The 7,950-nt window shown below is 64.2% G+C and carries 9 protein-coding genes; 4 read left to right on the top strand and 5 right to left on the bottom strand.

Annotated elements, in window-relative coordinates; genetic code table 11:
• From IV113_RS23125 to IV113_RS23115, 3 genes are all read right to left on the bottom strand, one after another.
• The coding region (locus IV113_RS23125; protein WP_291090196.1) for an NAD(P)-dependent oxidoreductase at positions 1 to 419 on the bottom strand (419 nt) is incomplete at its 3' end.
• An 84-nt stretch (positions 420 to 503) separates the two neighbouring features.
• Positions 504 to 995, bottom strand: coding sequence for an acetolactate synthase small subunit (gene ilvN, locus IV113_RS23120; protein WP_056274670.1), 492 nt, complete (start codon positions 993 to 995; stop codon positions 504 to 506).
• A 112-nt stretch (positions 996 to 1,107) separates the two neighbouring features.
• Complete coding sequence (locus tag IV113_RS23115) at positions 1,108 to 2,883, bottom strand: acetolactate synthase 3 catalytic subunit (RefSeq protein WP_291090191.1); 1,776 nt, start codon at positions 2,881 to 2,883, stop codon at positions 1,108 to 1,110.
• Between the two features lie 280 nt (positions 2,884 to 3,163).
• Here IV113_RS23115 and IV113_RS23110 point away from each other — a divergent pair, with 280 nt between their 5' ends.
• Genes IV113_RS23110 through IV113_RS23100 form a run of 3 tightly spaced genes read left to right on the top strand, consistent with a single transcriptional unit; the run spans position 3,164 to position 4,759 of the window.
• Positions 3,164 to 3,751, top strand: coding sequence for an RDD family protein (locus IV113_RS23110; RefSeq protein WP_291090189.1), 588 nt, complete (start codon positions 3,164 to 3,166; stop codon positions 3,749 to 3,751).
• 4 nt (positions 3,752 to 3,755) lie between these two features.
• Positions 3,756 to 4,154, top strand: coding sequence for a diacylglycerol kinase (locus tag IV113_RS23105; RefSeq protein WP_291090186.1), 399 nt, complete (start codon positions 3,756 to 3,758; stop codon positions 4,152 to 4,154).
• 17 nt (positions 4,155 to 4,171) lie between these two features.
• Entirely contained in the window at positions 4,172 to 4,759 is a 588-nt protein-coding gene (locus IV113_RS23100; protein ID WP_291090183.1) for a TIGR00730 family Rossman fold protein, read from the top strand.
• Between the two features lie 4 nt (positions 4,760 to 4,763).
• Here IV113_RS23100 and IV113_RS23095 read toward each other — a convergent pair whose 3' ends face one another.
• Positions 4,764 to 5,102 carry a P-II family nitrogen regulator gene (locus IV113_RS23095; protein ID WP_056274681.1) on the bottom strand — a complete coding sequence of 113 codons (339 nt, stop codon included), beginning with the start codon at positions 5,100 to 5,102 and terminating at the stop codon, positions 4,764 to 4,766.
• A gap of 105 nt (positions 5,103 to 5,207) precedes the next feature.
• On the opposite strand from IV113_RS23095, the gene IV113_RS23090 reads away from it, so the two are divergent.
• Complete coding sequence (locus IV113_RS23090) at positions 5,208 to 6,230, top strand: asparaginase (RefSeq protein ID WP_291090177.1); 1,023 nt, start codon at positions 5,208 to 5,210, stop codon at positions 6,228 to 6,230.
• Here the strand turns inward: IV113_RS23090 and IV113_RS23085 are convergent.
• Positions 6,227 to 7,921, bottom strand: a complete 1,695-nt coding sequence (locus tag IV113_RS23085) for an NAD+ synthase (protein ID WP_291090174.1) — start codon at positions 7,919 to 7,921, stop codon at positions 6,227 to 6,229. The genes IV113_RS23090 and IV113_RS23085 overlap by 4 nt on opposite strands.
• Positions 7,922 to 7,950 lie beyond the last annotated feature (29 nt).

Below are 7,950 nucleotides of genomic sequence, written 5' to 3'. Positions count from 1 at the left end.
TAGGTGTTGCGCACGGTGTGGCCAGGGGCCTTGGGCGCGACCATCCACACGTCCAGATCGGCACGCGGCACGACCTGGTTGTAGTGCACGTTGAAACCGTGGGCGAAGGCGAGCGACGCGCCCTGCTTGATGTGGGGTGCCACGTTCTGGTGGTAGACCTCGGCGATCTGCTCGTCGGGCAGGAGGATCATGACAACGTCGGCCGATTTCACGGCGTCGTTGACTTCCATCACGTTCAGGCCGGCTTTGCCGACCTTGTCCCACGAGGCGCCGCCCTTGCGCAGGCCGACCACGACTTTGACGCCGCTGTCGTTGAGGTTCTGTGCGTGTGCGTGGCCCTGACTGCCATAGCCAAGGATGGCCACGGTCTTGCCCTTGATCAGGGACAGGTCACAGTCTTTGTCGTAGAAAACTTTCATGAGTTGCTCCAGTTGAAATCTTGAAAAAACAAGCGATGTTAGCGGGACAGGGGTTCAGTTCAGTAGGCGCAGGGGTGATTCCATTTACACGCGCAAGATGCGCTCGCCGCGTCCGATGCCGCTGGCACCGGTGCGCACTGTCTCCAGAATCGCAGAGCGGTCGATGGCTTCCAGGAACGCATCGTTCTTGGTCTGGTCACCCGTGAGCTCGATGGTGTAGCTCTTCTCGGTCACGTCGATGATGCGGCCACGGAAGATGTCGGCCATGCGCTTCATCTCTTCGCGCTCTTTACCCACCGCGCGCACCTTCACCATCATGAGTTCGCGCTCGGTATAGGAACCCTCGGTGAGGTCGACCACCTTGACCACCTCGATCAGGCGGTTGAGGTGCTTGGTGATCTGCTCGATGACGTCGTCCGACCCGGTGGTCTGGATCGTCATGCGGGACAGGCTGGGGTCTTCCGTCGGCGCCACGGTGAGCGACTCGATGTTGTACCCACGGGCGGAGAACAGGCCAACCACACGGGACAGAGCCCCGGGTTCGTTTTCCAGCAAGACAGCGATGATGTGTTTCATGTGCGATTCCTCTTTTCGCCGCCCTCCCCTGCGCACGGTAATGCGCAGGCTTGGCGGGCAATAGATTCGTCTGAGGGGATGAAGCAACGGGCAACCGTTGCTCCGCGGGGGATCAGAGGTCTTCGGAACCCAGCAGCATCTCGGTGATGCCCTTGCCGGCCTTGACCATGGGGAAGACGTTCTCGGTCGGGTCGGTGCGGAAGTCCATGAACACGGTGCGGTCCTTGAGCTTGCGCGCCTCGCGAAGAGCGCCTTCCACGTCCTGCGGTCGCTCGATCAGCATGCCGACGTGACCATAGGCCTCGGCGAGCTTCACGAAGTTGGGCAGCGCGTCCATGTAACTGTGGCTGTAGCGGCCTTCGTAGTCGATTTCCTGCCACTGCCGAACCATGCCGAGGTAGCGGTTGTTCAGGGCCACGATCTTGATCGGGGTGTTGTATTGCAGGCAGGTCGAGAGTTCCTGTATGCACATCTGCACCGAGCCTTCGCCGGTCACGCAGAACACCTCGCTGTCGGGCTTGGCGAGCTTGATGCCCATGGCATAGGGAATGCCCACACCCATGGTGCCCAGACCACCGGAATTGATCCAGCGGCGCGGCTCGTCAAAGCGGTAGTACTGCGCGGCCCACATCTGGTGCTGACCCACATCCGAGGTGATGTACGTGTCGGCGTCCTTGGTCATGTTCCAGAGCGTTTCCACCACGTACTGCGGCTTGATCACATCGGTGTTGCCACGGTCGTACTTCAGGCAGTCCTTGGAGCGCCATGCCTCAATGGTGTCCCACCATGCGGACAGCGCTTTGCCATCGGGCTTGGTGGTGCTCTCACGCACCATGTTGATGAGCTCGGTGAGCACGTCTTTCACATCGCCCACGATCGGCACATCGACCTTGACGCGCTTGGAGATGCTCGACGGGTCGATGTCGATGTGGATGATCTTGCGTTCGTTCTGCGCGAAGTGCTTGGGGTTGCCGATCACGCGGTCGTCGAAGCGCGCGCCCACGGCCAACAGCACGTCGCAGTTCTGCATCGCATTGTTGGCTTCGATCGTGCCGTGCATGCCCAGCATGCCGAGGAACTTGCGGTCGGACGCCGGGTACGCACCCAGGCCCATCAGCGTGTTGGTGACGGGGTAGCCCAGCATGTTCACCAGGGTGCGCAGTTCTTCCGTCGCATTGCTGAGCAACACGCCGCCGCCGGTGTAAATGTAGGGTCGCTTGGCCGCCAGCAAGAGTTGCAAGGCCTTGCGGATCTGACCGCCATGACCTTTGCGCACCGGGTTGTACGAGCGCATCTCGACCGACTCGGGGTACCCGGTGTAGGGCACCTTGTTGAAGGACACGTCCTTGGGGATGTCCACGACCACGGGGCCAGGACGGCCGCTGCGCGCGATGTGGAAAGCCTTCTTCATCACCATGGCCATGTCGCGCGCATCCTTCACCAGGAAGTTGTGCTTGACGATGGGGCGGGTGATGCCGACGGTGTCGCATTCCTGGAAGGCGTCCAGGCCGATCGCGGCCGTGGGCACCTGCCCGGTGATGATCACCATCGGGATGCTGTCCATGTAGGCGGTGGCGATGCCGGTGACGGCATTGGTCACGCCCGGGCCGGAGGTGACGAGGGCCACGCCTACGTCACCGGTGGCTCGCGCATAGCCGTCGGCCGCGTGCACGGCAGCCTGCTCATGGCGCACCAACACGTGCTGGATGGTGTCCTGCTTGTAGAAAGCGTCGTAGATGTGCAGCACAGCACCGCCGGGGTAACCCCAGATGTACTTCACACCTTCGGCCTGGAGGGCCTTGATGAGGATTTCTGCGCCGCGGAGGTCTTGGGTGGCTGTGCCGGTGGCGGCAGCGGCCGAGGCCAGTTCGGCCTTGTTGATTTCCATGATGAACCTTTCGAGAATTTCTCTGACGAAATACCTTGGGTGCCTCTTGACCAACCCTTGTGGGGCGGTGTCGAGACTTGAGACCAGTGGACATGAGCGGGCACATACCCCGCCGGACCCTGATCCGTTTGCCGTGTTTTGAAGTGCAATGCGGATTATCGCACTGCAACACGAGCCCAGCCAAGCGGCCAAGGGCACAACGCCCTCAAAAAGCTGGCGCCTGGGCTCCAATGCGACAATTCGCCCTCGCGCTCAATGGGCCGAATTTCCCAGTCCACACATGTCCGCCTCCCTTCCCTCCCCCCCCACCACCCCCACCGACGCGGGCCCTGCCCCGGACCTCATGGCGCCGTCCCTGCGCCGTCGCATGGCTTGCTGGCTCTATGAAGGAACTTTGATGTTCGGCGTGGTGTTTCTGGTGGGCGTGTTGTTCACCACGAGCTACGTGCTGTCGTCTTTCACCCAGTCGGGCAACGCCCTGGACAACCGCTATCTGCAGCAGGCGCTGGTGTTCGTGGCGTTCGGCATCTACTTCGGCTGGTTCTGGGCCAAGGGCCAGACGCTGGCCATGAAGACCTGGCACATCCGCGTGGTCGATCGCCATGGCAACGCCTTGACGCAAGGTCGAGCGCTGTGGCGCTACGTGCTGTCGTGGCTGTGGCTGCTGCCGCCGCTGGCGGTCGCCGGACTCATGCACCTGTCGGGTCAGCAGCTCTCGGTGCTGCTGGTGGGCTGGGTCGTCATCTGGGCGCTGCTGTCGCGCTTTCATGCCCAGCGCCAGTTCCTGCATGACGCCCTGGCAGGAACACGCCTGGTCCATTTCAAGCCGGTGGAAGACACCAGCAAACCCAGACGCTGGTGGAGCTGACAACATGAGCCTCAACCCAGACCGGGAACCGGTGAACGCGCAAAAGCTGCGCAGCGGCGTCTCCCGCATGTGGCACGCCTTCGGTTACTCGTTGGCCGGACTGCGCGCAGGATGGGGCGAGACCGCCTTCCGCCAGGAAGCCATGGCGTCGGTCGTCATGATTCCGCTGGCCTTCTGGATCGGTCAAACCTGGATGGAAACCGCCTTGCTCGCGGGCTCGGTCCTGCTGGTGATGATGGTCGAGTTGCTCAACACCGGGATTGAAACCGCCATCGACCGCATCGGCCCGGAATGGCACGACCTGTCCAAACGCGCCAAGGACATGGGCAGCGCCGCCGTGTTGCTCAGCCTCGTGCTGTGCGTCGGCATCTGGCTGGCGGCGCTCTGGACCCGGTGGGTTTGACGACAAGAATGCAGCCGATGCCACAGCCCAGCTTCTCGCTTTGCGTGTACTGCGGCTCCCGCCCGGGTGCCACGCCCGCTTTCGCCGACACGGCGCGCGCCGTGGGCCAGTGGATCGGTGGGCATGGCGGCCAGCTGGTGTACGGCGGTGGGCGCAACGGCCTCATGGGCATCGTCGCCGACGCCACCATGGCCGCCGGTGGTCAAGTGGTCGGCATCATCCCGAAAGCGCTGGTCGAGCGGGAGTGGGCCCACCACGGCTGCACCGAGCTGCACGTGGTGGACAACATGCACGAGCGCAAGCGCCTGATGGCCGACAAGGCCGACGCCTTCCTGGCCTTGCCCGGTGGCATCGGCACGTTTGAAGAATTCTTTGAAGTCTGGGCCTGGCGCCAGCTCGGCTACCACGACAAGCCGGTGGGGCTGCTCAATGTGGCGGGCTACTACGACGGATTGATGGCCTTCATGCGCACCGGAGTGGAGCAGCAGTTCATGAGTGGCGCGCAGATGGAGCTGATCCGTGTCCACAGCGACCCGCTCAAGTTGCTGCCGGACCTCGTGCAGGCTGCCGGCCTGTCACCGGCCGCCCGCATCGAAGCGATCTGAACGCTCAGACCGCCGTTTCGTCTTCTTCCCCGGTGCGGATGCGCACCACGCGCTCCACCGAGGTCACGAAGATCTTGCCGTCACCGATCTTGCCGGTGCGAGCTGCACGGATGATGGCGTCCACACAGCGCTCCACATCCACCGTCTTCACGACCACCTCCACCTTCACTTTGGGCAGGAAGTCGACCACGTATTCGGCGCCACGGTAGAGCTCGGTGTGGCCCTTTTGCCGCCCGAAACCCTTGACCTCCGTCACGGTCAGACCGGTCACGCCCTGCTCGGCCAGCGCCTCGCGCACCTCTTCCAGCTTGAACGGTTTGATGACGGCGGTGATCTGTTTCATGCAATGTCTCCAGGGCGTGGCTTTTGGGAAGGGCGTTCTCGTTTCATTATGCCCAAGGCCCTCTGTGCTGTTCGTACACTGCGCAGTCATCCCACCCACCCACACATGAATTCACAAGCCCTGCCCCACCACGTTCCCATCACGGTCGCCTATCGCGGCGGGCATCCGGAAAACATCCACCACGGCTCGCTGGCGGTGGTGAACGCGCAGGGCCAGTTGCTGGCCAGCGTGGGCGATGTGGAGTCGCCGCTATTCACCCGCTCATCGCTCAAGCCCTTCCAGGCCATGCCGCTGATCGCTCAGGCAGCCGAGCGCTACGACCTCAGCGACGCCGACGTGGCCCTGCTGTGCGCCAGCCACAGCGGTGAACCCATGCACGTGGAGCGCGCTGCGGCGTTGCTGGCCAGGATCGGCGCGGGTGAATCCAGCCTGGCCTGCGGCAGCCACGTGCCCTTCTTTTTCAGCACCAACGGTGTCACGCCTGAGCCGGGTGCGCGCTTCAACCGCCTGCACCACAACTGCTCGGGCAAACACACCGGCATGCTGCTGCTGGCCCATGCGCTGGGCGCGCCACAGGGCGGCTATCTCGACATCGGACATGCCGTGCAACTGGCGATCGCCAGCAGCGTGAGCCATTTCTCGGGCGTGCCGGTGACCGGGCTCGTGCGTGGCACCGACGGTTGCAGCGCGCCCAACTACGCCCTGCCCCTGCGTTCGCTGGCCCACGCCTTTGCCCGCCTGACGTTGGACGAACCCGATCCGGTTTACGGCAACGCACCTCGACGCATCGCACGCGCCATGAGCGAGCACCCCGAGCTCGTGAGCGGCCAGGGGCGCAACGACCTGGCGTTGATGCGTGCGGGGCGCGGCGACTGGGTCAGCAAGGTGGGTGCCGATGGCGTGCAGGTGCTGGCCAGCTTCAGCCGCGGCATCGCCATCGCCGCCAAAGTGAGCGACGGGCTGCTGCCGCCCTTGATGGTGGCATTCGTGTCGACCATGGAGCAGCTCGGCTGGCTGGACGACGAGAGCCGTGCCGCACTGTCCAGCCTGATTCCGCCACCGCTGAAGAACGCCGCCGGCATCGAGGTCGGTGAGATGCGCTCGGTGCTGAAACTGCAGCGGACTTAAGCGCGGTATTTGCTGGTGATCGGGTAGCGCCAGTCCTTGCCGAAGCTGCGGTGGGTCACGCGGATGCCCACCGGCGCCTGGCGGCGCTTGTACTCGTTGATGCGGATCAGCCGCACCACCTTGTCCACGTCGACGCGGTCGAAGCCCGCTGCCACGATGCTCTCCGGGCTCTGGTCGTTCTCCATGTAGCGCTCGATGATCGCGTCGAGCACCGGGTATTCGGGCAGGCTGTCCTGGTCTTTCTGGTCCGGGCGCAGCTCGGCACTGGGCGGTCGCACGATGATGCGCTCGGGGATCGGATTGGTGCCGGTGCCGTAGGGGTCGTGCGCGTTGCGCCAGCGGGCCAACTTGAAGACCATGGTCTTGGCCACGTCCTTGATGACCGCAAAACCGCCCGCCATGTCGCCATAGAGCGTGCAATAGCCGGTGGCCATCTCGCTCTTGTTGCCGGTGGTCAGCACGATGCTGCCGAACTTGTTGGACAAGGCCATGAGCAGCGTGCCTCGGATGCGCGCCTGCAGGTTCTCTTCGGTCGTGTCTTCGGGCAGTCCGGCGAATTCACTGGCCAGGCTGGCCTTGAAGGCCTCGAACTGCGGCGCAATGCCGATCTCGTCGTAGCGCACACCCAGGCGCGCGGCCATGTCGCGTGCGTCGATCCAGGAGATGTCGGCGGTGTAGGGCGAGGGCATCATGACCGTGCGCACCCGGTCCTTGCCCAGTGCATCGACTGCGATGGCCAGCACCAGCGCCGAGTCGATGCCGCCGGACAGGCCGAGGATGGCGCCCGGAAAACCGTTTTTTCCCAGGTAGTCACGCACGCCCAGCACCAGCGCGTGCCACAGGTCTGCCTCGGGGCTGTGCGCACGGTCGGTATCGGCGGTGATCTGCCAGCCGGAATCCTCCCGAGTGAAGGCAGCGTCAAACAGCGTCTCTTCAAAACTCACCGCGCGCCCGACCAGCGCGCCGTCGGCCGCCAGCACGAAGCTGCGGCCCTCGAACACGATCTCGTCCTGCCCGCCCACCAGATGGGCGTAGATCAGCGGCAAGCCGGTGGCCTGGCAGCGCACGCGCATGGCAGCTTCGCGGTCGCCGCCCTTGCCGGCGTGAAACGGGGACGCATTGATCACGGCCAGCACCTCCGCACCGGCGGCTTTCGCGTCGGCTGCTGGCGCATCGAACCAGGCGTCCTCGCAGATCAGCAGGCCCACGCGCACGCTCTCTCCGTCACTGCCCGTCACGTCAAACACGCAGGTCTCAAAGCCCGGCACGAAGTAGCGGCGCTCGTCGAACACCTGGTAGTTGGGCAGCTCGCGCTTGGCGTAGGTGTGGCTCACGGCCCCGGCGTGCAACACGCTGGCAGCGTTGTGCAGATGGGCCACCGACACGCTGCGTTCGCGCCGCTGCCCGGCTGCCGCGGCAGGCCGTGCCGGGTGTCCCACCACGATGTGCAGGCCTTTGAGGTGGGCGGTACCGGTCGCCACGGTTTTGAGGGCATCATCACAGGCATCGATGAACGCGGGCCGAAGGTACAGGTCTTCGGCAGCGTAACCACTCAGGGCCAGTTCGGGCGTGAGCAGCAGGTTCACGCCGCGGGCGTGGGCCGCTTCGGCGGCATCGATCATCTTCCGGGCGTTGCCCGCCATGTCGCCCACCACAAAGTTGAGCTGGGCCACGCAAATGGAAAGAGTCATGGGGTCTGAAAACGTTGCGGAATGGGCTT

The organism is Hydrogenophaga sp. (assembly GCF_018780385.1).
In the GTDB taxonomy this organism is placed as follows: domain Bacteria; phylum Pseudomonadota; class Gammaproteobacteria; order Burkholderiales; family Burkholderiaceae_C; genus Hydrogenophaga.
Note: the sequence above shows the minus strand (reverse complement) of the source record. Positions and strands in the feature narration are given on the sequence as shown.

Coding starts and splice junctions, on each gene's coding strand:
- IV113_RS23095 (WP_056274681.1), bottom strand. CDS start 5,102: ATGAAACAGATCACCGCCGTCATCAAACCGTTCAAGCTGGAAGAGGTG.
- ilvN (WP_056274670.1), bottom strand. CDS start 995: ATGAAACACATCATCGCTGTCTTGCTGGAAAACGAACCCGGGGCTCTG.
- IV113_RS23110 (WP_291090189.1), top strand. CDS start 3,164: ATGTCCGCCTCCCTTCCCTCCCCCCCCACCACCCCCACCGACGCGGGC.
- IV113_RS23085 (WP_291090174.1), bottom strand. CDS start 7,921: ATGACTCTTTCCATTTGCGTGGCCCAGCTCAACTTTGTGGTGGGCGAC.
- IV113_RS23090 (WP_291090177.1), top strand. CDS start 5,208: ATGAATTCACAAGCCCTGCCCCACCACGTTCCCATCACGGTCGCCTAT.
- IV113_RS23115 (WP_291090191.1), bottom strand. CDS start 2,883: ATGGAAATCAACAAGGCCGAACTGGCCTCGGCCGCTGCCGCCACCGGC.
- IV113_RS23105 (WP_291090186.1), top strand. CDS start 3,756: ATGAGCCTCAACCCAGACCGGGAACCGGTGAACGCGCAAAAGCTGCGC.
- IV113_RS23100 (WP_291090183.1), top strand. CDS start 4,172: ATGCCACAGCCCAGCTTCTCGCTTTGCGTGTACTGCGGCTCCCGCCCG.